This is a genomic window from Veillonella seminalis (genome assembly GCF_003992065.1).
Lineage (GTDB): Bacteria > Bacillota > Negativicutes > Veillonellales > Veillonellaceae > Veillonella_A > Veillonella_A seminalis.
The window spans coordinates 78,080-102,151 of the sequence record NZ_RQUZ01000004.1; the positions used below are offsets into that span (position 1 = coordinate 78,080).

A 24,072-nucleotide genomic window follows, 5' to 3' on the forward strand; every position below is an offset into this window, starting at 1 on the left:
TTAACCTCCATATTTCGGGAACTTCATGATAATACTCAACCCTTCGCCGGCAGCACTCTTCGCTTCAATGGTACCGCCCATTTGCTGCACCATCTTTTTGACAATCGCCAGCCCCAAACCGCTTCCCTTATGAGGATTACTGCGAGCCGCATCACTGCGATAGAATACGTTAAAAAGCCGATCCAAACTGGCTTCATTGGCACCGGGTCCGTCATCTTGCAAAATAAGCTCTACCGTATCCGCCTGATTTTGACAGGAAATATATAAATTACCGGTCTCATGCACTTTATATTTTACACTGTTATCGGCAATATTGGCTATAATATTTCGAATTTGAAACGGATCGGCCCAAATCAAAGAGCCGAACTCAATCGCTTCTCGATGTAAGATTAAGCCTTTATTCTTATAGGCTTCCCCTTCATCACGGATAAACATATCCAAATGCGTGCCTAAATCCATTTTTTCAGGATAACTTGGGTATTCTTCCAAATCCATTTTAGAAAACGTGAAAAGATTACTGATCATGTGCTCCATTTCATCCGCTTTCGTTTGAATCATACGGACATACTTAGCCTGTAATTCAGGGGTTGTCGCAATACCATCCTGCAGGCCTTCCGCATAGGCTTTAATGGACGTCAACGGAGATCGTAAATCATGAGAAATACCGGCCAGTAATTCTTTACGATTTTGTTCCTGCTTTTGAATCAAGGTTACGGATTCTTCCAAACGGCGAGCCATATCATTAAAGTCTTCGCAAATCGGCGCAAACTCGTCTTTACCGTCATAGGTGAGCTTAATCTTTAAATTGCCGTCGCGAATCTGGCGCACTCCCGATGCCAATAAATCCAAGGCACTGCGAATACGTTGGAATACAAAGCGAGTTAAAAATTTATTCGCTACAATAATGCCTATGATAAATATTACAAAGAGGAAAATCAGCGACCATTTAACCGTGTTTTTAGCCGGCCAAGTACGTGTCTTAATTTCCGAACCGTAAATGTATACACGATATTCCCCCGACTTAGTCACTACATTGCGCATTGCTATGGCGTGATCACCGTTTGAAATGATGCCGTCACCACTTAATTGATCCGCTGCATCTTGCAGTTTAAGAGACTCCGCATCCGGAGCATCGCCCCAAGTCCACAGTTCACCGGTAGACCCTTCCACGCGCACCGTATATCCCGTAACTTGGCGTAATGCGGCTGATACATCCGAAATCTTCGGCTCCCGACCGGCTGCTGCCGTTTCCTGAAGCTTACCTTCCACCTGCGTCAGCATAAACGTACCGGTTCGTTCAAAATCTTCCAAATCACGAACCCCGATGTTATTTCGTTGTACGCTTGGTATCCAAATAGCAGCTAAGCTGACAAATACAATCAACAGTGCCACTATCGTCGGAATAGCAATCATCAAAATATTAGAGATTGCCAACCGTTTTTTTATCAACATTCCTTACTTTGCCTCCCCTTGTCCTTCTATAATAGGATCTGTTTCCGGTTCCAATAATCGTTTATAAAAATAATCCATCCCAAATGCCCCGATTGGCGATGTAATTAAAATGGCCATAGCCGATGCGGCCAACACTAACGGGCCGCTGTCTAAACCAAGTGCCAACGGAATTCCCCCGATAGCCGCTTGTACCGTAGCTTTCGGCGCAAACGAAATCGCACAATAAAGGCTCTCTTTGGTAGATAAAACCGTTTTCATCAAGGATATACCGACACCAAACATGCGGGCAATCAAACCCAAAGCTATAATACCGATCAAAATACCGCTCATGCTGAGCATATACGTCGTATCGATGGCGGCCCCTACAAGCACGAATAAGATGATTTCAATCGGAATCCACAGTTGATTGATTTGACGGTTTAAGGCCTGCCCCAATTCATAGGACACCTGCCCTTTGACAACACTGGACATAATCATGACCGCCAAAAGCCCCGAAACAGCGGCATACGGTTTAAACCAGTTGCCGATAGCTACCATCACAAAGGAAGCGGCAATTAAAATCGTCAAAATCAAAGTGACCGTCCCCGGCAATAATTCATCACCCTTGCTCATTCGTTTGGCAATGAATGATAAAATAAAACCGCCTATAAAGCCCAGTACAATACCACTAATCAGCGCCATCGGCACTTGACCGCCAATAGCTAAGGCACTTAGCCCTTCCGGTGTTGCCACATGCGCTTCCACTAAGGCCAATACTAAGGAGAATATAACCACAACCACAATGTCTTCTAACGACGAGGCTACCATAATAAGCTGAGGAATTTTCTTCTTCGTCCCATAGCGCAATTCAATGAGTCGAATCATGCGAAATACTACAACCGCCGGTGATACGGCACAAACCGCCGTAGCTAAGAGTAAAGCCTCTAAGCCATGTAATCCAAAAACAGCAAGCCCCAAATAGGTAAGTAAACTTAATTCCAATAACATCGGAACGGTCGACATCATTAAGAGTGGGCGACCGAGGCCCCAAATATCACGCAGATTAATGGCCAAGCCTGCCTTTACGAGAATGACAATAAGTGCCATTTGTCGTAAATCCGGTGAAATGGTAAGCATAGTCGTATCCAGCCAATTACCGCCTTGCGGCCCCAGCAATAACCCTGCCAACATAAGACCTACAATCGTAGGTAACTGTATTTTTCGACATACGGCCGCTAAAGCAGCACCGCCTAATATGACAAATCCTAATGATGTTAACATCCTTCAAAACCTCCCGGGACCACCAATCTGTCAGTCACGATATATATCCGTCGCTTCCAAGTCGGGGGCCACATCCGTAGCCGGATTAAACTTTCTAATTACTTTTTTAATTTTATGTAACGGATACGGCGCTCTATCCGGCTGATGATACTCGACCCGTTGCACCTGAACTTTTTCCGTCGTATTGAATTCGCCTACCGGCACCAGCGCCCAATCCCCGGCTTTTACCGAGTCATCTTCACATACATAGGCGTAATCACGTCCATAATCTGAAAATTGCACAATCACGAAACAATAATCGTTAAGCAAGCGTACTTCCCTATTATAGTACGTTTCATCAAACAGTTCACCCAAACGAAGCTGTTTTTCAAAATATTTTTTAAAAAGCACAACAAAATCTTCCCAGTCTTCCGGGATATGATAACGATCAAAACTATCTTCACACATATACGTTTTGCCCTGCTTGGTTCGTGTATCAATGCGATAAGAAATTTCCAAGGCCGGCTTAGCATCAGGTGCCAATGTGACCGGTTCCTGACGTTCCACCAAGCATTCATCGCCTAATTCATTCAAAAGTGTGAAAATTTGCTTATCATCTTCTAAAATTTGTTGGTAACGCCGTCCCTGTGCATCCAAAACGGTATATATAATTCGTTTGGCATCACGATCGATTTGCAGACGTTCTTTTTTAGAATACGCCTCAGAATCGATAATCTTATGGCTGTATTCAATATCTATAAAATCCAACCGGTCCATATTGCCGTCGAAGAGCAATAAATCAGGGATGCCTAGTAAATCACGAATAATATCGCAAACAGGCTCTTCGTTGTAACAAATGATTTCTTCATTGTGAAACAACGGGCCCGATACGGGCGTACGATGGCCGCGGCTATTTGTTATAAACAGATTCCAATAACCCACGTCCGTCACCAAAAGTTGACCGGAGTCCATTTGTAAATAATAACCGATATAGTCAAAGAGATCCATCATCTTTTGCGAAGAAACAGAAAACGAACGATTTTCTGTTTCAGTATATTGATTAATTCCATTACCAAAAACAAATCGTTTAAGCGTAACCGTACCATCGCGTTTCAATGTGAGGCGTTGCTCCACTTCATCATCCGGCTCCGGCATGACCATAGTCAGTGCATCCGATACAATTTCTATTTCACGAATATTATCATCCCATAGTGAAAACATATGCACCATACTATCACTCCTTAAAGAGTATACGTGCTCAATTACCGTATTCCTTTCTTACATGTGTGACATGGTCACCATCAAAATACCGTCGCCCACCTTTACATGAACCGTATCATGCCAAACATTGCTTACGCCTACCGGATTTGTATTGTGTAAAGTAGCATTTTTTAATGCATACTTAGCACCGGTAATCGTCACATTATGGCATTCATCGGATAAAGCCAGTACCGTCAGCGAGTAATCCATGCGTGGTTCTAAAGTAATATCGCCATGGCTAAATAAATAACTATCCGTATCCTGACTGACCATGCGCACAACAGCCCCCTGCGATACGGCGTACATAGCGGCCTGCACATTTCCCATTAAATGGTCAAAACGACCGCCAAAAGCGCAATATAAAGTCAAGTCTTTATAATCATGATCTAAGGCATAACGAATAGCCGCCATAGTATCGGTATCATCTTTTTCCGTCGGCAAATTAAGAATCTCAATTCCCTTTGTAATCTGCCCGTGAAACGAATCAAAATCCCCTACGAACAAATCCGGTTCCAAATCGTATTCACGAATATAGGCATAGCCTTTGTCACAAGCGATAATAAAATCGGCTGTTTCAATTCCGTCCATTGGTGAAAAAATTCCACCAAGTACTATTGCACAATGTTTTCTCATAGTTACTCCCACCGCTTCACAGTTTAATATATGATTTAACTATACACCATATAACAGGATAAAGGAACACCAAAAGCGGGGTATACATCAAAAGAAGCATTATAGTTCAAATCAGGAACAGGGTTAAAAGCTAAATAATAAGAACCAAGTTGGACCCAATCATAGCATCTTACTCAGGGGCTAATGAAAGAATCTTATTTAAAATACATTTACAGCAACAAAAAGAGCTCCTCTAAAGGAGCTCTCACTAGTTTTATTGCTTAATATTCAGTTCTTGATACTTTATATTTAATTTCTATCTATTACTCAGTTCTTATTTATGAGCCCATTTGTAGTCAAAGCTGAAACGACCGGGACCTGCAATGAAGAGCATAATAGCACCGAACATCATCTGAGACGGATAATCCCATTTGAAGAAACCGTGACCTAATTCTAATACAGTAGCTACGAATAAAGTACCGACAATCATTAATGTACCTAAACGAGTAGCAAGGCCCAAGATAACCAATAAACCACCGATTAATTCAGCACTGGCTGCCATAACACCTAACATATAATAGCCACCGGTAATACCAAATACGCCCAACATACTGCCTACGCCGGTCAACATCTGTTCACCGCCGGCAAATTTAAAATAGCCGTGAGCCATCATGGATAAACCGAAAACGATACGATAAAATAATAAGCCTTGATCTTGGTAACGGAATAAGTTTTTCAATAAAATGTTCATGTCTGTCACTCTCTTTCATTCTGTCTAAACACACTAACTGCATTAAAAAGTTAACGCAAACTCTTCAACACAAGAGCATTAACCTCTCACAATAGGCTTAATGCTTTACTAGCTATAACTAGTAATAATTATGATTACATGCAACATTATATAGTTCTTTGCCGACCTTGCCAACAATTATATTTATATTTTTCTATATTTCATTATAAGAACTAATTTCAATTAAATTACCGTCAAAATCTCTTAAATATATACTTTGCATAGCCCCTTGGGCACCGTGACGAAGCACCGGCCCGTCTTCGATAGGATACTTCTTCGACGTAATTTCGTTTACAATTTCATTAATCGGTACATCCACAACAAGACACAAATCAAGACTGCCATATGTCGGGTTTTGAGCAGCCGGCAAAAATTCAGCTTTACGCGTATGGATATTAAATTTACTATTGCCAAACCGTAAAGCATAGCGATGATTCGACTCATCGAGCTCCATCCCTAAAATACCGACATAAAACGCTAAACATGTATCTAAATCAGCTGTTGTAATCCCAAGATGATCTATGGCTTTAATTTTCATTCTTATCACTTGCTCCCTGTTCTAAAATAGATTGTTTCACATACGAAATAAACTGCTTCATTACCGGTGAAGCCTCATTCATGCTCGGCAATGCCAAACCCAGTTCAATGTATTGTGCCGGTTTAAATGATAATACCGTCACTTTACCGGTCCAATCACGGGCAATTAACTGTTGATTAAAACTAACACCCAAATCAGCCTCCACCATTTTATAGGTAGCATAGGCATCCTTGGTACTGAAATGAATATCCGCTTCAATGCCTAAATCATGAAGCACCCTATCGATATCGGTATCATTGTCCGGTTGGGTAATAATAAAGGGATATTTTTCCAAATCTTTTACCGGAAATGAATCGCCATAGTTGGAACCATACCGTTCCGGTAACCAGGCCATCAATTCATCGGTCAATACCGGAATCCAATCAAACTCATCTTTCATCGAAGGCTTCGCTGAGAAAGAAAGATCAATGACACCTTCTTGAAGCCACTTGGCCAATTCCACATTAGTGCCTTCTTTTAAATAGATCGTAATATTAGGATAATCCGCCAAAAATGATTTTAAAATGTACGGTAATGGTCAATGCATGTAAACCCCCGCCGTTACGGCCGGTTAAACTTTGCCCGTAATACGAAATTGGTGCCATCACCGCTTCGGCATTATGATCCAAATTTAAAATCTCATTCAATTCATCACTGATAGCCGAATGGCCTGTCGGTTTACCCGATACGTCTTTAGTAACTAATATACCATTAGGCTTGCCTTCAGAGCCTCCTTCTTTTTCGAGTATGCCTTCAGGAAAAATCTTCCGATAAAATGTCTTAGCATCTACTTCTTCATAGTGCTGGTTTTCCACATATTGCAATAAATCTTCATATAACTGACTGGCTTCCATGTTATGTCTCCTTTATTAAGTTTAATTCTCAAAAATAACAGGTTGATAAGATCTTACTAAACAAAGGCTAACTTTAGCCAATTATAATAAAATGCTTCAAACATTAGTCATTATCAATAATTTCAGGGCTACAACAGATTGCCCCGGCTAAATTATTTTACAGTCTTATACATCTAATTATACAAAATTATCAATACCATTTGAAGATTCAAAAGTATATTCTGATGCACTAACTAACGCAAATGCCCTTATTTGACACGCAACACCAAAAGTAATACAATAAGAACATATTTCATGCGGTTGTGGCGGAATGGCAGACGCGCTGTCTTCAGGCGGCAGTGCCTTCGGGTGTGCGGGTTCGACTCCCGCCAACCGCACCACAAAAAAAGAAGTTAACCCATCATGTCGCCTTTGAGCGATTTGGGTTGACTTCTTTTTTATTTAATATAATCTTTGGCATATAGAATAAAATGACCTAATCGTTAAGTAACGACTAGGCCATTTCTCAATTTTCCATTTTCCACAGAGATGAGCCTAGCGCTACGAAACACTATGACGGCTCATCTTATGTATATGTTAACGTAATAATATATAAGCGTCAAGTATGTACTTTTTAGATAGATACTACCTAAAAGGAAGTATCCCCCCATTCGTCAACCCTTTCTCTCGCATTTATGTTGTTATGTTTTGTTGTTTGTTATATTTTGTTGTTTTTTTGTATTGTAAAATATACTAAATCTATTTAAACTACACCGGTCAAATTATTTACTTCTCCACCAACCCATAGCTCTCATCAATTAATTTCTGCACTAGCTTCATATCAACCAAATGATCTAATAAAATAGAAATCCAATATTTCTTAATTTCCGTAACAAAGGGACCGTCGCTGCTTACCACCTCGAATAACTCGTAGGGTTCTCTGTCAGGTAACGTTAAGACTCTTATATTGCATTGTTGCTTACCAATAACAACAGTCAGTATTAAGTCATACCCTTCAAGAAGCGTTTCCCATTCATAGCAATCTTCCTGATTCATTTTAAAGCCGAATTTTTCAGCTTTAACCGGATTAAATATTTGAGTGTCAAAAATTTGATTATAATTTATCACTAATCACTTCTTACTTTTATTAAATACTACGAATATTACTAACAGTTCCTTATATAGAGTAATTAAACACCTGATGGTAAATAGTGCCTTTAATAATAAAACTCTTGGTATCAAAAATGCCAAGAGTTTTTACTTAAAAACTTATATATATTTACTTCTTAATTGTCCCCAAAATTTCACGCATTTGAGCCGTGCCTTCGTCATCCTGCTGTTTCCAAGTAAGAGCTACCACAGTAACTTTTCCTTCTTTAATAGACGCTACGTCAGTCGGCGTTGCTTCCGGTTCAAAAGCTAATTTACCGCCAATCCAATAATATTTACGGCCCTTGCGATCTTCACGAGGATCGATAATATCGTAATACATCTGCATACCTTGATCGAGGATTTCACAATTTTCCCAACCTACCGGTCCTTCTTTGGCAAAGTTCATGTTCAAAAGGCCTTTAAATTGCTGTTTTTCAAAAACTTCACCTACGAATTCACGAATGAACGGCATAATTTCCGCACTGCGCTTCTTACTGTAGCATTCAACAGACACAGCTAACGCCGGAACACGATAGAACATGGCTTCCATAGCGGCACTGACTGTCCCAGAATAAAGTGCATCGGATCCTAAATTAAACCCATTATTAACACCGGATACTACAAGATCCGGCATATTATTTTTCAAAAAATGAGACAACGCAAATTTCATGCAATCTGTCGGCGTCCCCGTTACGGCAAAGCGTCTCGGATTATCTTCCTCATCAGAAAAACGGCGCAACCGTACCGGCATCTGAATGGTAATGGCATGTGATTTGGCACTCTGTTCCACTTCCGGCGCAATAACCGTTACGCGGTGCTCTTTAGCAAGTTCCGCACCTAAATCTAATATCCCGTTGGCCCATACGCCGTCATCATTTGTTAATAAAATGTGCATAGTCGTTTATAGATCCTTTCTTTTCACCATAAAACAGGCTACTCACTTTATAAGATAATAGCCATCTATCTTTAATTATATAGATATTTCTAATACAAGTCCACCCAAAGCTTGAACAATCGATGTGTAAGTAGGAATAATAACTCGTTTCCTCTTTTTTCAAGGAATATTAAAAAGAAAATTCTTTTTATAATTTTCGCAATATATATACAAAAAAGTGCCTATAACCAGGCACTTTTTTGTTTTATGTCTTACATTTTATTTTTTTATTGATTTATCCGCATCGCCCATACGAGTTAATTTCACTTCGCCCAGCGAAACACCACGTGTATGTTGGGTATGCGCCCACACTTTATCATGTCGATTCAAGTAGCCCAAGAAGGTTACCGGAACCCAACTGTACATGAAAAGCGGATATACCAAATAATACAACCAAACTTTAGGCGGTACCTTAATCGTAGCCAATACGATGAGCGGGAATAAATATTGCCCAATACCGATGATAGTCCACACAGTAACCGGTAAAATCTGATAAATAATATTCGTATAAATCGGTACATACGCATTAATATAGGTCATAATCAGATAGAATGTCGATACCAATAAGAAATATGGCTGACTGATCTGAATAATACCGTCTAAAATACGTAAGTTACCTTGCTTAATTCCTTCAACAAACAGTTGAGGAATATAGCGTTCGCCACAATCAAAATGCCCTTGTGCCCAACGCTTACGCTGCCGCCATGATTGCATGAAGGTCAACGGTTTTTCATCATACACAATAGCATCATGAGCCCACGTTGTTTTCACCCCATGAATCAAAAGCTTCATGGAAAATTCCATGTCTTCGGTCAAACAATTACAATCCCAACCATAGGTTTTAATAATGTCCGTACGGATACACATACCCGTACCACCGAGAGCAGTCGACAAACCAAGGTTATATTTAGCTAAATGCCACATGTGATTCACTTGCCAGAAAGCAATCGCAAATGTGCCTGCCACCCATGTATCAGTCGGGTTTTTGGCATTTAAATAGCCTTGAATAACCGGCTCTCCCAATTCCAAGTGGTAATTCATTTCAGCTAAGAAATGAGGATGTACCAGATTATCAGCGTCAAAAATTACAAAGGCATCATATTTTCTGTCCATTTCATAGATGCGGTTAAACATCCACCCCATGGCATACCCCTTGCCCACTTCTTCTTTATTTTCACGCTCATGTACAATTGCACCGGCTTCACGAGCAATTTCAGCCGTCCTGTCGGTACAATTATCAGCTACTACAAATATATCGTACAGCTCTTTAGGATAGTCAAGAATCTTCAAATTCTCTACCAATTGACCGACAACGGCCTCCTCGTTATGAGCACATACAATAATGGCAAATGAGTTCTTAGGCGTATAATTCTTTTTTTCTTTCCTTCGCCACATACCCGCTACGGCTAACACAAAGTAATAAATCGTATAAAATACGATAATTACCTGTAGCGGAATCATGACAAGGTCAAGAATATAGTCCATTTACGTCCTTCACCTCACCGTTTTACAAGATTAATAATAGTATTACTGATACCGAATACAGCGTATAAAGCAAAGATAAGAACCGGCCATGAATGCCAATCCCAAACTAATGCCAAAACGCCCAAAATCGCAACAATAATTAATGCCAAATTATTTACCGGATCGGCACCTTTGCCTTTGAAATCCGGATGATGAACACGGCTAACCATTAAATAACCGACTACAACCATCAAGATCATCAACAACCATTCCGGTAAACGAATACCGGACAATACATAGGTGGCCGCCATACAGCCGGCTGCCGGAATCGGTAAACCTAAGAAGTAACCATGTACTTCATCAGTCATGATATTGAAACGAGCCAAGCGGAAAGCACCGAGTACGGAAAATGCCAATAAAGGCACATAGCCGAGCCAACCGGTGTAACTTAACTGATACATATATAACATATATGCCGGTGCGACCCCGAAACCTACCACATCCGCCAAAGAGTCTAATTCACGACCCATAGGACCGGATACGCCAAGTGCCCGAGCCACACGACCGTCACAGCCGTCAGCCAATAAGGATAACAACACACAAATTGCCGCTAATGTAAATTCTCCATTGGCCGCGAAAGTAATGCCTACGACGCCAAAGGATAGATTAGCAGCCGTAAACAAATTTGGAAATATAGATTTATCCATGTTTTTGCAGCCTCCCGATAATCGATTCTCCGCCACGTACATAATCGCCTTTTTTAACAGTAATGTCCACTGATTTAGGCACGAAAACTTCTGTACAGGAACCGAATTTAATCATCCCGTACAGTTGTCCTTTAGCTAAGTTGTTACCTAAGTCAGTCCACGATATAATACGCCGAGCTAATAATCCTGCGATTTGTGTAACTAAAATTTCAATTCGTCCATTGTCAATGCCAATGGAGTGACGTTCATTTTCAAAGCCGACCGTATCTTTATAAGCCGGTAAAAAGCCGCCACATGTATATTGTCGGAACGTAATTTTCCCTTCCATCGGTGCCCGGTTTACGTGCACGTCAAAAACCGAAAGAAAAATCGTAACCTTCTTACATTCAGTATTTAAAAATAAATCTTCATATACTTCGCTTACTTCCATTACCTTACCGTCAGCCGGTGACACTAAGACATCCGGATCGGTCGGAATAACCCGTTTCGGATTTCTAAAAAAGAAGGTAAAAAAGCAAGCCAATATAAATGGTATTATCGCCACATACGGGGAGATAAAATATCCCACCAGCAATGCTATAAGAAAAGTTACACCAATAAACGGGTAACCATCTTTAACAATAAACCCTGTGGGCATCTCGCACCACCTCTCTATTTTTTTAATTGCTTCACCGCCCACATAAATTTAGGTAACGCCATCATACGACCGATGCGTTGCGGTTGATTCAACAATCGATATAACCATTCTAAACGATTTCGTTGCATCCATTGCGGTGCTCTTTTTACAGTGCCCGCCATTACATCAAAGGAACCGCCCAAGCCGATAGCGACTACTTTATCTAAATGAGACAGCTTAGAAGTTATCCATTTCTCCTGTTTAGGCACACCCAGTGCCACAAGGACAAGTTTTGCACCGCCATCTTCAATGGCTTTAATAATGTTAACTTCTTCTTGCTCATCAAAAAAGCCGGAGTGGATACCGACTACCTGTAAAGGACCAATGAGAGCCTCCATATTCTTCACGGCTTGCTCTGCCACACCGGGTTCAGCGCCGAAAAAATACACAGGCGTTTTATGTTGTGAAGCTTCCTGCAATAAGGCCACTGCCAAATCACAACCGGCAACACGTTCGGGAATGTGCTGCCCTAATTGCTCGGCAGCCCATAGCACACCGGCCCCATCGGGGACGGCCATATCTGCTTGTTTTAAAATTTGGTGCAATTCTTTATCGTGACGGGCGCGCATAACCATTTCAGCGTTAACCGTGACTACAGTATGTAGCCCCGGCTCAGAATATAAATTCTGTACACGCTGAACAGCTTCTTTCATGGTTATGACATCAACCGGCACATCGAGAATGCTCAATTGATTTCGCAAAACAAATACACCTCAATAATCAGCCGCTATAGTTAGGAGCTTCTACCGTGATGCTAACATCATGCGGATGGCTTTCTTTAAGACCTGCGGCAGTAATTTGGATAAACTGAGTATCATTAATCATTTCTTGGATATTATGACAACCACAATACCCCATGCTGGCACGTAAACCGCCTACCATTTGGAAAATAGTATCGGCTAACATACCTTTGTAAGGTACACGACCTTCAATGCCTTCCGGAACTAATTTCTTAGCTTCCGACTGGAAGTAACGGTCTTTACTACCCAATTTCATAGCACCCAAGCTACCCATACCGCGGTATACTTTATAGCTACGGCCTTGGTAAATAACCGTTTCGCCCGGACTTTCATCAGTACCGGCTAAGATATTACCCATCATAACAACATTACCACCGGCTGCAATAGCTTTGGCAATATCACCGGAGTATTTAATACCACCGTCGGCGATGATAGGAATATTATAACGACGACCTACAGCGGCACATTCGTAAACAGCTGTGATCTGTGGTACACCGATACCGGCGATAACACGAGTCGTACAAATGGAACCAGGTCCGATACCTACTTTAACTGCATCAGCACCGGCTTCAATCAAAGCTTCCGTACCGGCTGCCGTTGCTACGTTACCGGCAATTACAGGCATAAATGGGAATGTTTTCTTGATTTCTTTAAGCGTACGCAATACGCCGGCAGAATGACCGTGAGCCGTATCAACAATGATTACGTCAGCTTTAGCCGCTACCAAAGCTTCCATACGATCATATAAATCCTTGCTTACGCCAACGGCTGCGCCTACAAGCAAACGACCGCTGCTGTCTTTAGCAGAATTAGGATATTTCGTCGCTTTTTCAATATCCTTAATGGTAATTAAACCTTTTAAATAGCCGTTGTCATCAACTAACGGCAATTTTTCAATACGATGGCGACGCAAGATGGCTTTGGCTTCTTCCAAAGAAGTACCTACCGGTGCTGTTACCAAGTTTTCCTTAGTCATTACTTCACCGATTGGTTTGCTTAATTCATTTTCAAAACGCATATCACGATTTGTAATGATACCGACTAATTTGCCATCTACGGTAATAGGTACGCCGGAAATAGCGTATTTGCGCATTAATTCTTCCGCATCAGATAATAAATTCTGTGGGCTCAAGTAAATCGGATCAACGATGATACCATGTTCTGAACGCTTTACTTTGTCCACCTCATGAGCTTGTTCCTCAATGGACATATTTTTGTGAATAACACCCATCCCACCTTCACGAGCCATGGCAATAGCCATGCGGGATTCCGTAACCGTATCCATACCGGAACTAATCATTGGAATATTGAGCTTAATATCACGAGTCAGGTTTGTAGTAATATCTACTTCATGCGGTAACACATCCGAAGCCGCCGGAACTAATAATACGTCATCAAATGTTAATCCGCGTAAACCAAACTTATCTTCTCTCATGGTAACGTCCTTTCTCCTTAATTTCTGTTTCCTTAGCAAGACATGTTTTAAAAACTTGAAAAAAGTCTAAAATTCTAAAATTGTTAATTTACAATCTGAAATTTCATTATGAAATTGAACAATGTCTAAAATTTCAAAAATTTCTAAAATAATTAAATACTTGTCTTATTTCTCAGAGCGCATTACGCCTGCTTCCATAAAGTTATCTTTTTTCATATCCACGAAGATAACTTTAACAGCTTCTTTAGGCACTTTCACAATGTCTACCGTTGCGTTGGTAATAGCTTCACCCAATTGTTTCTTCTGTTCAAAGGTACGACCTTCAACTAGCTCCACATGAATAATTGGCATTCTTCTCAACCTCCATCATCGTAAAACGAGTTTGTACAATATAGAAACGACTTTATCTATACTAGACTTTTCTATCATATTATTATACTTTAAAAGACCTATTCTGTACATGCTTAAATACAGGTTTTTCTCAAATTCACAGCTTCAATTGCTAATTGAAAAGCAAAATCAAATATCACATTTAATTAACTGTACAGAATTCGCTGAAAACTTTCACCAAAACGTCGTAACAACTCCGGTTTCATCAGTTTTACGGCCTCATCAAAGCCTATCTTCGCCAACCACATTTTAGCATCCTGACGTGCCGCTACCAGTAAATCAATATCTTTTAGAATATTGGCAATTCGTAAATCCGGTAAGCCCGATTGAGCTAAACCGAATAATTGACCGGAACCGCGAAGCAATAAATCCTGCTCCGCCACCACAAAACCATCCTGCGTACTTGTCATAACCGCCAGCCGTTGCTTACTGTCCTCACTGTGGCTGTCACTCACCAAAATACAATAGGATTGCGTACTGCCACGCCCCACACGCCCTCTGAGCTGATGCAATTGTGACAAGCCGAATCGTTCGGCCCCTTCTACGCACATAATCGTTGCATTCGGCACATTAACACCAACCTCAATAACTGTAGTGGACACCAAGAGCTTAATCGTCCCTTTATAATAGGCCTCCATGATGGCTTCTTTATCGGCCGTGCTCATACGCCCATGAACAAGACCTACACCGAATTTGCGTTGATATTTTTCAGCCAACTCTTCATATAATTGCTCCGCAGCAACCAAATCCAGTTTTTCAGACTCTTCAACGAGCGGACACACCACATATACCTGATGGCCGGCTGACATTTCTTTTTCAAAAAAACGATGCAGTCGTTCTTTATAAGACGAGTCAACCGCATACGTCAAAACCGGCTTACGGCCCGGAGGCATCTCCTTAATCAGACTGACTTCCAAATCACCGTAAATAGACAGGGTCATAGTCCGCGGAATCGGTGTCGCCGTCATAACGAGCATATGCGGATGATGGCCCTTGCGTTGTAACGTTGCCCTCTGTTCCACGCCAAAGCGATGCTGTTCATCAATAATCACGAGCGCCAACTTTTTAAATTCCACCTGCTCCTGAATAAGAGCATGCGTACCGATAACAATATCAATAGTGCCGTCGGCCAAACCTTCATAAATAATCTGCCGTTCGCCCGGTTTTGTGGAACCCGTCAAAAGTGCCAACTTAACCCTACCTAAACCGGCCATCAAATCCGTTAACCCTTCATAATGCTGCTGTGCCAAAATTTCCGTTGGTGCCATCAAGGCACCTTGATACCCGTTTTCTACGGCTTTTAACAAAGATAAAGCGCCCACCACAGTTTTACCGGAGCCTACATCTCCTTGCAACAGGCGCCGCATAGGGCGTTCCTCTTGCATATCATTGGCAATCTCATTAAATGCTTTTCGCTGATCCCCGGTTAAAGCAAACGGCAACTCTTTTAAGAACGCCGGTACCAAATCGCCATCTGGCTGCATTTTAATACCGATCTCCGCCTGCTCCCGTTCACGTAGCAGCAATAATCCCGCTTGCATAATGAACAATTCTTCATACGCCAATTGTTTGCGAGCCAATCCGTAGCGCTCTACCGTGAGCGGATTGTGCATCTCTTTAAAGGCTTCATAACGCGTCATAAAATTATGCTCTTTCGTTATGTCGGGCGGCAATAATTCGGGCAAAGCATCGTTAGCTGCAAACCAATTGCTTACGGCATGACGAATAACAAATTGACTCACGCCGTCAACGAGCGGATATACCGGTACAATACCGGCCTCCGCCACCTGCCCCTCACGAAGCATTTCAATATGAGGCGTATTCATCTGCAAAGAACCATAAGCAAACTCAACTTTGCCGTACACGTGTAAACGCTGACCAACCTTATAAAAATTCTTCTTATACCCTTGATTGAATAAAACAATTTTCAAACGTCCCGTCGCATCGCCGATGAAAATCTCTAAAATAGACAATCCGCGACGTGGCTTTTTTTCTTGAACATTCAAAACAGTGCCTTCCGTAGCACCGACCGCGCCTTGTTTTAAGGCTCCAATAAGGTAACTTACACTGCGGTCTTCATATGTTCTCGGGAAATAAGTCAATAACGACGATACATCCGTAATGCCCAGTTTATTTAATTGTTTCACACGCCCCGGTCCTACGCCCTTTATCGTCAATAATGATTCTTCCATACACATACGATCCTTCCAACCATTTTATAAAAACAAGTTTGCCCTACTGTGCTATAATAATATTATATCTTAAAATTAAGATATAGTGTAACATAGTAGTAAAAACAGAGTAAAACAATTTAACCGCTTTGGTCTTTTGACTCTGGTGAAGACAATTCCACTGATACTCTTGTCTTCATTACTTCAAAAACGGCGTCACTTCGGTATAAAACCCCGAAAACATGCGCCCCAAAACCGGTATCTGATGCAAATTATTTTACCCTAAATTACTACTTGCTTTATTCTATCCCCTTGTGATAAAATATATATGTTATGTTGTAAATTATGCTTGGAGGTGGAAAATATGGCAAACCTTTGCGAAGTATGTGGCAAAACCACCGCTAGCGGTATGAACGTGAGTCACTCTCACATCCGCACGAAAAGGACCTGGAAGCCAAACATCCAGAGAGTACGAGCAATTGTAGACGGCGAAACCAAAAAGGTAAATGTATGCACTCGCTGCCTTCGTTCCGATAAAATTACACGCGCGTAAAAAATAAGAAGGTACATGTACTCTAAAAGAGGCGGCCCCGAAAGGGCCGCCTCTTTTTTTTATATTCACTCCATCTACCTTCACACACACATTGCTCACCCTTCTAATTCAGAGCGCCCCCCAAAAACACATCCCCCTCTTCCCCCCCTTTAAGGAAACATATATTCCAATCTTCTCCGCCGGCCAATTTAGACTGCGTTGGCACCGAAAAGTACTTAGAACCAAAAACTAAAAAATATATCCTTAGAGCGGAATACAGGAAGCAAAAAAATCTATCCTCGGAACAAACTTTTCGAGCTTGACTCGCCAGTTTGTGAGAGGATAGATTTTTTGCTTATTCTAGGATATATTTTTTAGTTTGCACTAAGCATTTTTTAGATCACGCATCTAATTGGCCGGATCCCAGATCTTTGGAATATATATCTCCTTAAACAACTTTATTGCAAACTGATCCGTCAATCCCGCCACATAGTCTACAATATCGGTCAGCGTAATAATTCTATCTGGTGATACGCCCTGTCTCACTACTTCATGACGAAGCAATTCCGGATTATCCAAATAGTACAAAAATAAATATTTTACTACATGGGCCGCCCGATTACGATCAGGAATTAAAGACGGTGCCCGGTACACAGCGTCAAACATAAAACGGCGAAACTCATTCATAACAGCCGTAACTTCTTCCGACATGTTAATCTCCGGTTTATCCATAGATTCACATACCATATCCATAACCATGGTAGTAATCATCTGCGATGGAGTTGTCCCCAAAACAGAGCGAACCGACTTTGGTAAATCATCGCTCGACAACATACCGGCACGCTGTGCATCATCAAAATCGTGGCATAAATAGGCAATTCTGTCCGTAATACGAATAATCTGCCCTTCTAAAGTATATGGAATATGCGTTCCCGTATGTCCCAAAATACCGTCACGCACTTCCTTTGTTAAGTTAAGACCTAATCCGTCTTTTTCAAGAACTTCCAAGGTTCTTAAACTCTGTTCATTATGATTAAAATGGCCAACCATATCACGCAACGCATACTCACCGACATGGCCAAACGGTGTATGTCCCACATCGTGTCCCATAGCAATGGCTTCTACCAAATCTTCATTAAGACGCAAGGCACGTGCGATGGTACGCCCAATCTGCCCCACTTCCAAAGTATGCGTCATCCGAGTACGATAATGATCCCCCGGTGCAATATACACCTGTGTTTTATGCTTCAAACGACGAAAACATTTACTGTGAATAATGCGATCGCGATCACGTTGAAACGACGTACGTAAAAAGTCCGGTGCTTCCTCACGGTCTCGCAAGGCAAATTTACTTTTCGCCGCATACGGGGATAAAATTAATTCTTCTCTCGCTTCAATTTCTTCTCGGATTGTCATATAGCCTCCTGTTGCCATATTAATTTTATTATTTAATGCAATAATACGGCATAACGTATTCAAACGTCAATGCCGTATTGTATTACCGATTCGATTCCTGCTGCTTATTGCGTTCAATAATTTGCATTACAAAAGATGCCGTTTCTTCAATAGATTTATTGGATACATCAAGAACAGGACAATGAACACGGCGCATAACAGCCTTCGCATAAGCCAATTCTTCTTCAATACGGGCAATATTGGCATAATTTGCTTCACCGTCAAGGCCCATAGTACGCAAGCGTTCACTTCGGATATTATTCAGTTTATATGGATCAATAACAAGCCCAACCACCTTTTTAGGCGGAATTTTAAACAATTCTTCCGGCAACGGTACTTCCGGTACCAGCGGCAAATTGGCTGCTTTGATTTTCTTATAGGCTAAAAACATGGATAGTGGCGTTTTACTTGTTCGAGAAACACCAATAATGACGATATCGGCTTTTTCAAAACCGGACGGGTTTTTACCATCATCATATTTAACCGCAAATTCAATCGCTTCCACTTTTTTAAAATATTCCTGGTCAAGCTTATGAATCATACCAGCCGTCAAACGAGGTTTCGTGTCGGCAACAGTCCCTACCGCATCAAGGACCGGTCCCATAATATCTACCGCCTCAATGCCCATGTTTTGTGCTTCTTTATGTAAATATTGGCGCAATGTAGGCGACACAATCGTATGACAAATAATACTTTGTTCCTTCGCTGCCTCACTAATTACATCATCAATTTGGCTTTCCTGGCTGATATAAGGAATGCGGATAATATCTATATTCTCCTTGTCGAATTGGCTCGCCGACGCTCGTGCTACGGCTTCGGCTGTTTCGCCCAAGGAGTCTGAAATTGCAAAAATAACTTTATTGTTCTCCATGCCACACCTCAATTAAATGTATTAAAACTACGGCAAATGTATTTATTGCCCAAAGATTTTATCGGATTGAGTAATCAAATTTTCTTTTCACTTTTTATTTTAATATGTCTTTTCACAATGTGCAATATTACTTCACACCGCAATCTAAAAATAATTTGGTAACTGTCGTTTTAGACACGCGCCCTAAGACCTTATAGCGACGCCGACTGTCTTCTTCAACTCGTTCCACAACCGGCAGACAATCCACTTCATAATCAATCATGCGCTGTGCCGCTTCTACGACACTGTCGTCAGCGGTACAGGAAATCATCTTACTCACCGGTGTCATAATCATAGAGATTGGCATTGTTTTCGGATCATTTTGACCGATAGCGGCCCGTAATAAATCTTTACGGGAAACGAGGCCCAATAAAAAACCGTCATCACAAATAAGAACAGTCCCCACGTCTTCAGTAAACATGGTCACTATAGTATCATACAAATTCGTATCTGCCGTAACAGCCACAGCCTGTGCCATGACCTGCCCTACCGTAAATTGACGAATTTCATTGGCAATCGGGCTGACACCTTGTTGCCCTACGTAATAATAACCAACTTTAGGACGTGCATCGAGAAGCCCCATCATGGTTAAAACGGTTAAATCCGAACGTAAAGCAGATCTGGTCAAATCCAATTTACCGGCAATGGCTTTCCCCGTAATCGGGCCTTCTTCTTTTACAATATGTACAATTTGGTCTTGCCGTTTAGTTAATTGCAAAACAGCCCCTCCTTTTTTATAAAAAACAGGAGGCTACACGTAGCCTCCTGTTCGTATCACACAGTAGTATTACCACTCTAATTCATTGCCAAGATTCCGGCCGCGACCGGTCACAGCGTCCAGCATAATACGTTGTTCCAATTGAGCCACCATTTTTTTAGTTGCTTTTACTGCATCAGGATTTACCGAAATGGAATCGATACCGCTGCGTACCAAGAATTCACAGAAATCAGGATATACGCTAGGAGCCTGACCGCAGATAGACACCGTTTTACCATCGCGATGTGCCACTTCGATTAAGTGATGAATAGCACGACGGATAGCCAAATTACGTTCATCATAAATATGTTGAACTGTTTCATTATCACGATCACAACCGAGGATTAACATCGTCAAATCATTGGAACCGATGGAATAACCGTCAACATATTGATTGAATTGATCAGCCAAGATGATGTTGGAAGGAATTTCAGCCATGAGCCAGATTTTGAAATCGACACTGCGAGCCAAACCGTTTTCAGCCATAACGTGCGTAACTTCAGCAGCTTCCTGTACCGTACGGCAGAATGGAATCATAACCTGTAAGTTTTTGAAACCGTATTCTTCGCGTACTTTTTTAATAGCTTGCAATTCCAATTGGAAGGCAGGCGCATATTTAGGATCATAATAACGGGAAGCCCCACGCCAGCCGAGTAAAGCACTGGATTCATGCGGTTCATGTTTGTCGCCGCCCTTAAGATCACGATATTCGCTGGATTTGAAATCGCTTAAACGAAGAACTACCTGACGAGGTGCCAATGCCTGACAAACTTTACGCATACCTTCAGCCAAAGTATCGATAGCAAACTGACTGCGACCTGTTTCGATTAAATGTAACGGATGTTCATGAATGAACGTAGTCCAGATGAATTCTTCACGCATAAGGCCGATGCCGTCGCAAGGAAGCACGCCGTATTTTTCAGCCAAGTCAGGATCACCCAAGTTCATATAAACTTTGGTGCCGGTTACCGGGATATATTCACTCACAACCTGTGCGGCTGTTTCTTCTTTAGGTTTTACCGCATCTTCCAACATGCCGTCATATACAATACCGTTAGTGGCATCAACCGTAATGAGCTGGCCGTCTTGAATACGATGAGTTGCTTCTTCACTGCGGCTCTTTGTACCAACGATACAAGGAATACCCAATTCACGGCTTACGATGGATGCATGGCAAGTCATACCGCCCGCATCGGTAACAATGGCTTTCGCTTTTTTCATAGCCGGAACCCAGTCAGGTGCGGTCATAGTCGTTACAAGGATTTCGCCTTCTTTAAAGCTGTCAATATCGGCAGGATCAAGAATTACATGTGCTTTACCGGCCGCTTTACCCGGACTTGCAGGTAAACCTTTAACTACGATTTCACGAGTTGTTGTAGTCGGAGCCTGAGATGCCGATTCAACCGGTTTCACTTCTTTATTTTTACGAGACCATACAGTTTCCGGACGGGCTTGCAAAATCCAAATCTTGTTGTCGCGTTCGTCTACGCCCCATTCCATATCCATATAGCAACCGTAGTGTTTTTCAATAGCTTTAGCATACGAAGCCAATTCCAACACTTGTTCATCCGTAATAACCTGTGTTCTCGCCTGGTCTTCAGGAATTACGATTTCGGCGCAATCGCCGTCAGGATTACGAACTAGCGCAATGTTTTTATCATTAATCATACGGTTAACAATTTTCATATCTTTTTTGCTTACCGTAAAGTTATCCGGAGTTACCGTTCCTTGAACTACATATTCACCAAGGCCCCAAGAACCTTCAATCAAGATGCTTTCATCGTTACCGGTTACCAAATCAACAGTAAACATAACGCCGGCTGCTTTGGAGAATACCATCATTTGAACAGCCGCACTTAAAGCAACCGTCATGTGGTCAAAACCCTGTTTTACACGATAGTAAGTAGCACGATCGGTAAACGTGGAGGCGTAACATTCTTTTACTTTCTGAATGATAGTATCCGCACCGCGAACATTAAGGTAAGTATCTTGCTGACCGGCAAAGCTGGCATCCGGTAAATCTTCGGCTGTCGCACTGGAACGAACCGCAACAAACGGATTTTCTTCTTTTACTTTTTCGCCCAATTCCGCATAAGCTTTTTCAATAGCATCAGCTAATTCTTGCGGCATTTCAGCATCACAAATTAATTTACGGATATTGGCACAAATTTCACGAAGTAAAGCAGAATTTTCAACATCATCTAATTTATCAAGTTCTGCTTTGATTTTTTCTTCTAAACCGGTCTGCTCCATAAAGAACCGATAGCCATGAGCCGTTGTAGCAAAACCATACGGTACCGGCACATTGGTAGAGGACGTCATTTCCCCTAAAGACGATGATTTACCGCCTACTAACGCCACATCTTCACGTTTCAATTCGTCAAACCAAAGTACATATGCATTTTCACGATTCATTATATGAAACCTCCTGAATAAAAGAAATACATCAACTAGTTAAATAGTACAACACATTTAAATATATGTCAATCATTTTTTAAGTATCTGATGCACTATATAGAATATTTAATCAGTAGTATATCATATAAAAGAAATAGGCAAAACAAAAGAGCAACCCTTTGAGAATGCATATTCTATCTAAGAGTTGCCCTTTATTTTGCCTATTTGTAATAGTCGATTTACTTTTCTTCATTCACAAGTAATTAGTGCAACACATTTATATAATACATACAGTGTAACACATTAAATCCATACTTGATGCTGCTTCTGAGAAATCACTATTACTGTTTATGAGCTTAGTTAAATTTAATTTTGATAAATTTACGTTTACCTACCTGAAGCACCATATCTTCAGACAATTCGATATTTTCATCGGAACATTTTTCACCGTTGATTTTAAAAGCTCCGGCTTTAATGGAACGACGAGCTTCACTGTTGCTGGCGGTAAGACCTGCATCAGTCAATAACTGTGGTACATATACCGGTTCAGTCGGTTTTGCTATAGCATATTCGGGAATATCTGTCGGTAAATCATGTTTCTGGAATACGCGGATAAATTGTTCCTGTGCTTCATTGGCTGCTTCTTCACCATGGTACAAGCGTACGATGGTGTGAGCCAATTTCATTTTGGTATCGCGCGGATGAGCCGTACCGTTTTCTAAAGCAGCCGCCAATTCTTCCTGTTCTTCGATGGACATATCCGTAACGAGCATGAAGTAACGCATCATGAGCTCATCCGGAATCGACATAGCTTTACCGTACATTTCGGTAGCCGGTTCGCTGATACCGATGTAGTTGCCCAAAGATTTACTCATCTTTTGAACACCGTCAAGACCTTCCAAAATTGGCATGGTAATGATGGTTTGTGGTTCTTGACCGTATTCTTCCTGTAAATGACGACCCATCAACAAGTTGAATGTCTGATCGGTACCGCCGAATTCAATATCAGCGTGCAACGCAACGGAATCATAGCCCTGCATCAACGGATACATGAATTCGTGAACGCCGATGGCACGACCTTCGCTATAACGTTTTTGGAAGTCATCGCGTTCCAACATACGGGCTACCGTATATTTGGCCGCCAGTTTTAACACATCTTCAAAAGATAATTTGCTGAGCCATTCGCTGTTGTACACAACTTTAGTTTTGGATTCATCAAGTACTTTGAAAATCTGTTCTTTATACGTAGCCGCATTGTGTGCTACCGCCGCTTCATCCAATGGCGGGCGGGTAGCACTTTTACCGGTAGGGTCACCGATGCGAGCTGTAAAATCACCAATTAAAATTACGATTTGATGACCTAAATCTTGGAAGGTTTTTAATTTGCGCAATACAACCGTATGGCCTAAATGAATATCAGGTGCTGTCGGGTCAAGGCCCAATTTAATCGTTAACGGTTTATTTTCAGCAATGGATTTTGCCAACTTCTTCTTAAAATCTTCTTCAGGAAGTAAATTCTCCACGCCGTGTTTAATCAGACGCAATTGTTCTTCCAATGTCTTCATCAATCTTCCTCCTCGAACTGTCTT

At 41.5% G+C, this 24,072-nt stretch carries 23 protein-coding genes and 1 tRNA gene; 2 read left to right on the forward strand and 22 right to left on the reverse strand.

From position 1 onward, the window contains the following. From EO126_RS03715 to EO126_RS03750, 8 genes are all read right to left on the reverse strand, one after another. Positions 1–1,452 (reverse strand): sensor histidine kinase, encoded by a 1,452-nt coding sequence (locus EO126_RS03715; protein WP_127007656.1) that lies wholly within the window; start codon positions 1,450–1,452, stop codon positions 1–3. Positions 1,453–1,455: 3 nt separating this feature from the next. Next, positions 1,456–2,712: a cation:proton antiporter domain-containing protein gene (locus tag EO126_RS03720; RefSeq protein ID WP_127007658.1), complete on the reverse strand. Its 1,257-nt coding sequence runs from the start codon at positions 2,710–2,712 to the stop codon at positions 1,456–1,458. A 30-nt stretch (positions 2,713–2,742) separates the two neighbouring features. Beyond that, entirely contained in the window at positions 2,743–3,921 is a 1,179-nt protein-coding gene (locus EO126_RS03725) for a hypothetical protein (RefSeq protein WP_127007660.1), read from the reverse strand. A 48-nt stretch (positions 3,922–3,969) separates the two neighbouring features. After that, positions 3,970–4,584, reverse strand: a complete 615-nt coding sequence (locus tag EO126_RS03730) for a thiamine diphosphokinase (RefSeq protein WP_006556558.1) — start codon at positions 4,582–4,584, stop codon at positions 3,970–3,972. Between the two features lie 313 nt (positions 4,585–4,897). After that, entirely contained in the window at positions 4,898–5,314 is a 417-nt protein-coding gene (locus EO126_RS03735; RefSeq protein WP_127007662.1) for a DoxX family protein, read from the reverse strand. Between the two features lie 193 nt (positions 5,315–5,507). Beyond that, positions 5,508–5,891: a VOC family protein gene (locus tag EO126_RS03740; protein WP_127007664.1), complete on the reverse strand. Its 384-nt coding sequence runs from the start codon at positions 5,889–5,891 to the stop codon at positions 5,508–5,510. Continuing rightward, the gene (locus EO126_RS03745) at positions 5,881–6,441 is read right to left on the reverse strand and encodes a LysR family transcriptional regulator substrate-binding protein (protein WP_164726698.1); all 561 of its coding nucleotides are present in this window, start codon (positions 6,439–6,441) and stop codon (positions 5,881–5,883) included. The genes EO126_RS03740 and EO126_RS03745 overlap by 11 nt, the downstream gene beginning before the upstream one ends. Continuing rightward, entirely contained in the window at positions 6,425–6,784 is a 360-nt protein-coding gene (locus tag EO126_RS03750) for a hypothetical protein (protein WP_127007668.1), read from the reverse strand. The genes EO126_RS03745 and EO126_RS03750 overlap by 17 nt, the downstream gene beginning before the upstream one ends. A gap of 296 nt (positions 6,785–7,080) precedes the next feature. On the opposite strand from EO126_RS03750, the gene EO126_RS03755 reads away from it, so the two are divergent. Then, positions 7,081–7,164: transfer RNA gene (locus EO126_RS03755), tRNA-Leu, on the forward strand. A gap of 385 nt (positions 7,165–7,549) precedes the next feature. On the opposite strand, the gene EO126_RS03760 is transcribed toward EO126_RS03755, so the two are convergent. From EO126_RS03760 to recG, 9 genes are all read right to left on the reverse strand, one after another. Beyond that, a complete protein-coding gene (locus EO126_RS03760) occupies positions 7,550–7,891 on the reverse strand; it encodes an MmcQ/YjbR family DNA-binding protein (protein WP_127007670.1) in 342 nt (113 codons plus the stop codon). Positions 7,892–8,042: 151 nt separating this feature from the next. After that, positions 8,043–8,810, reverse strand: a complete 768-nt coding sequence (gene surE / locus EO126_RS03765) for a 5'/3'-nucleotidase SurE (RefSeq protein ID WP_127007672.1) — start codon at positions 8,808–8,810, stop codon at positions 8,043–8,045. 258 nt (positions 8,811–9,068) lie between these two features. Next, the gene (locus tag EO126_RS03770; RefSeq protein ID WP_006556550.1) at positions 9,069–10,334 is read right to left on the reverse strand and encodes a glycosyltransferase family 2 protein; all 1,266 of its coding nucleotides are present in this window, start codon (positions 10,332–10,334) and stop codon (positions 9,069–9,071) included. 14 nt (positions 10,335–10,348) lie between these two features. Beyond that, positions 10,349–11,020 (reverse strand): CDP-diacylglycerol--serine O-phosphatidyltransferase, encoded by a 672-nt coding sequence (gene pssA, locus EO126_RS03775; protein ID WP_006556549.1) that lies wholly within the window; start codon positions 11,018–11,020, stop codon positions 10,349–10,351. Next, positions 11,013–11,657, reverse strand: a complete 645-nt coding sequence (locus EO126_RS03780) for a phosphatidylserine decarboxylase family protein (protein ID WP_006556548.1) — start codon at positions 11,655–11,657, stop codon at positions 11,013–11,015. Before EO126_RS03780 ends, pssA begins: the two co-directional genes overlap by 8 nt. 14 nt (positions 11,658–11,671) lie before the next feature. Then, positions 11,672–12,397, reverse strand: coding sequence for a WecB/TagA/CpsF family glycosyltransferase (locus EO126_RS03785; protein WP_127007674.1), 726 nt, complete (start codon positions 12,395–12,397; stop codon positions 11,672–11,674). Between the two features lie 19 nt (positions 12,398–12,416). Beyond that, a complete protein-coding gene (guaB, locus tag EO126_RS03790; protein ID WP_006556546.1) occupies positions 12,417–13,871 on the reverse strand; it encodes an IMP dehydrogenase in 1,455 nt (484 codons plus the stop codon). A gap of 165 nt (positions 13,872–14,036) precedes the next feature. Continuing rightward, complete coding sequence (locus EO126_RS03795) at positions 14,037–14,222, reverse strand: 4-oxalocrotonate tautomerase (RefSeq protein ID WP_006556545.1); 186 nt, start codon at positions 14,220–14,222, stop codon at positions 14,037–14,039. 185 nt (positions 14,223–14,407) lie between these two features. After that, positions 14,408–16,453, reverse strand: a complete 2,046-nt coding sequence (recG, locus tag EO126_RS03800; RefSeq protein ID WP_006556544.1) for an ATP-dependent DNA helicase RecG — start codon at positions 16,451–16,453, stop codon at positions 14,408–14,410. A gap of 343 nt (positions 16,454–16,796) precedes the next feature. Here recG and rpmB point away from each other — a divergent pair, with 343 nt between their 5' ends. After that, a complete protein-coding gene (rpmB, locus tag EO126_RS03805) occupies positions 16,797–16,985 on the forward strand; it encodes a 50S ribosomal protein L28 (RefSeq protein WP_006556543.1) in 189 nt (62 codons plus the stop codon). 387 nt (positions 16,986–17,372) lie between these two features. Here the strand turns inward: rpmB and EO126_RS03810 are convergent, their stop codons facing one another. The 5 genes from EO126_RS03810 to tyrS form a co-directional block, all read right to left on the reverse strand. Then, positions 17,373–18,380, reverse strand: a complete 1,008-nt coding sequence (locus tag EO126_RS03810; RefSeq protein ID WP_006556542.1) for a deoxyguanosinetriphosphate triphosphohydrolase — start codon at positions 18,378–18,380, stop codon at positions 17,373–17,375. An 82-nt stretch (positions 18,381–18,462) separates the two neighbouring features. Then, entirely contained in the window at positions 18,463–19,290 is an 828-nt protein-coding gene (locus EO126_RS03815) for a pyruvate, water dikinase regulatory protein (protein WP_006556541.1), read from the reverse strand. A gap of 127 nt (positions 19,291–19,417) precedes the next feature. Continuing rightward, the gene (locus tag EO126_RS03820) at positions 19,418–20,047 is read right to left on the reverse strand and encodes a CBS domain-containing protein (protein ID WP_006556540.1); all 630 of its coding nucleotides are present in this window, start codon (positions 20,045–20,047) and stop codon (positions 19,418–19,420) included. A gap of 69 nt (positions 20,048–20,116) precedes the next feature. Then, positions 20,117–22,501, reverse strand: coding sequence for a phosphoenolpyruvate synthase (ppsA, locus tag EO126_RS03825; RefSeq protein ID WP_006556539.1), 2,385 nt, complete (start codon positions 22,499–22,501; stop codon positions 20,117–20,119). 338 nt (positions 22,502–22,839) lie between these two features. Then, positions 22,840–24,048: a tyrosine--tRNA ligase gene (gene tyrS, locus EO126_RS03830; protein ID WP_006556538.1), complete on the reverse strand. Its 1,209-nt coding sequence runs from the start codon at positions 24,046–24,048 to the stop codon at positions 22,840–22,842. Positions 24,049–24,072 lie beyond the last annotated feature (24 nt).

Bases quoted from the DNA above. Each gene is read 5' to 3' on its own strand.
- EO126_RS03715 (WP_127007656.1), bottom strand. From the start codon at position 1,452: ATGTTGATAAAAAAACGGTTGGCAATCTCTAATATTTTGATGATTGCT.
- EO126_RS03720 (WP_127007658.1), bottom strand. From the start codon at position 2,712: ATGTTAACATCATTAGGATTTGTCATATTAGGCGGTGCTGCTTTAGCG.
- EO126_RS03725 (WP_127007660.1), bottom strand. From the start codon at position 3,921: ATGGTGCATATGTTTTCACTATGGGATGATAATATTCGTGAAATAGAA.
- EO126_RS03730 (WP_006556558.1), bottom strand. From the start codon at position 4,584: ATGAGAAAACATTGTGCAATAGTACTTGGTGGAATTTTTTCACCAATG.
- EO126_RS03735 (WP_127007662.1), bottom strand. From the start codon at position 5,314: ATGAACATTTTATTGAAAAACTTATTCCGTTACCAAGATCAAGGCTTA.
- EO126_RS03740 (WP_127007664.1), bottom strand. From the start codon at position 5,891: ATGAAAATTAAAGCCATAGATCATCTTGGGATTACAACAGCTGATTTA.
- EO126_RS03750 (WP_127007668.1), bottom strand. From the start codon at position 6,784: ATGGAAGCCAGTCAGTTATATGAAGATTTATTGCAATATGTGGAAAAC.
- surE (WP_127007672.1), bottom strand. From the start codon at position 8,810: ATGCACATTTTATTAACAAATGATGACGGCGTATGGGCCAACGGGATA.
- EO126_RS03770 (WP_006556550.1), bottom strand. From the start codon at position 10,334: ATGGACTATATTCTTGACCTTGTCATGATTCCGCTACAGGTAATTATC.
- pssA (WP_006556549.1), bottom strand. From the start codon at position 11,020: ATGGATAAATCTATATTTCCAAATTTGTTTACGGCTGCTAATCTATCC.
- EO126_RS03780 (WP_006556548.1), bottom strand. From the start codon at position 11,657: ATGCCCACAGGGTTTATTGTTAAAGATGGTTACCCGTTTATTGGTGTA.
- guaB (WP_006556546.1), bottom strand. From the start codon at position 13,871: ATGAGAGAAGATAAGTTTGGTTTACGCGGATTAACATTTGATGACGTA.
- EO126_RS03795 (WP_006556545.1), bottom strand. From the start codon at position 14,222: ATGCCAATTATTCATGTGGAGCTAGTTGAAGGTCGTACCTTTGAACAG.
- recG (WP_006556544.1), bottom strand. From the start codon at position 16,453: ATGGAAGAATCATTATTGACGATAAAGGGCGTAGGACCGGGGCGTGTG.
- rpmB (WP_006556543.1), top strand. From the start codon at position 16,797: ATGGCAAACCTTTGCGAAGTATGTGGCAAAACCACCGCTAGCGGTATG.
- EO126_RS03810 (WP_006556542.1), bottom strand. From the start codon at position 18,380: ATGACAATCCGAGAAGAAATTGAAGCGAGAGAAGAATTAATTTTATCC.
- EO126_RS03815 (WP_006556541.1), bottom strand. From the start codon at position 19,290: ATGGAGAACAATAAAGTTATTTTTGCAATTTCAGACTCCTTGGGCGAA.
- ppsA (WP_006556539.1), bottom strand. From the start codon at position 22,501: ATGAATCGTGAAAATGCATATGTACTTTGGTTTGACGAATTGAAACGT.
- tyrS (WP_006556538.1), bottom strand. From the start codon at position 24,048: ATGAAGACATTGGAAGAACAATTGCGTCTGATTAAACACGGCGTGGAG.